1 protein-coding gene is annotated in these 540 nt (G+C 55.4%); it reads right to left on the reverse strand.

The window, feature by feature from the left end:
* Window positions 1–24: 24 nt before the first annotated feature.
* Window positions 25–540: HAD-IA family hydrolase (locus ACTHUR_RS17470; RefSeq protein WP_440399983.1), on the reverse strand; the 516-nt coding region annotated here is incomplete at its 5' end.

A 540-nucleotide genomic window follows, 5' to 3' on the forward strand; every position in this document is an offset into this window, starting at 1 on the left:
TTCATATAGATGTTGTATAGCCTTTTATATGGTTTCCAATACATCGGGCAATTCGGCCAAGCTATTGAGCATGGCAACATGGGGCATGGAGGAAAGCTGTTTGGCAGTATGTGCGCCGGTGGTGACGGCGATGGCGCGGATTTTGGCGTTGGCGGCCATTTCTAGGTCGTGGGTGGTGTCACCGACGACGACGGCCTCTTCCGGTTCAATACCCAGTCGGTCACAGAGGGCAAGTACCATATCGGGCGCGGGTTTGGACGGATATTCGCTGGCGCAGGCGGTTTCCAGCCAAAAGTCTTGAGTGTCGGTTTGTGCGATGGCTTTGTCCAAGCCGCTTCGGCCTTTGCCGGTGGCGATGGCAAGCCAATAGCCTTGTTGTTTCAAGCGTTGCAGGCAGGGCAGGGCTTCGGGGAACAGAGTCATGTTGTGGTTGTTGGGATTGAGGTAGTGCGCGGCATAGGTCTCAATCAGGGTTTCCTGAATGTGTTCGCTGACGTTGTGGGCAAGGCGGCGAATGATGCCGGAGAGGCTGTATCCGAT

The organism is Neisseria sp. P0021.S007 (assembly GCF_051956855.1).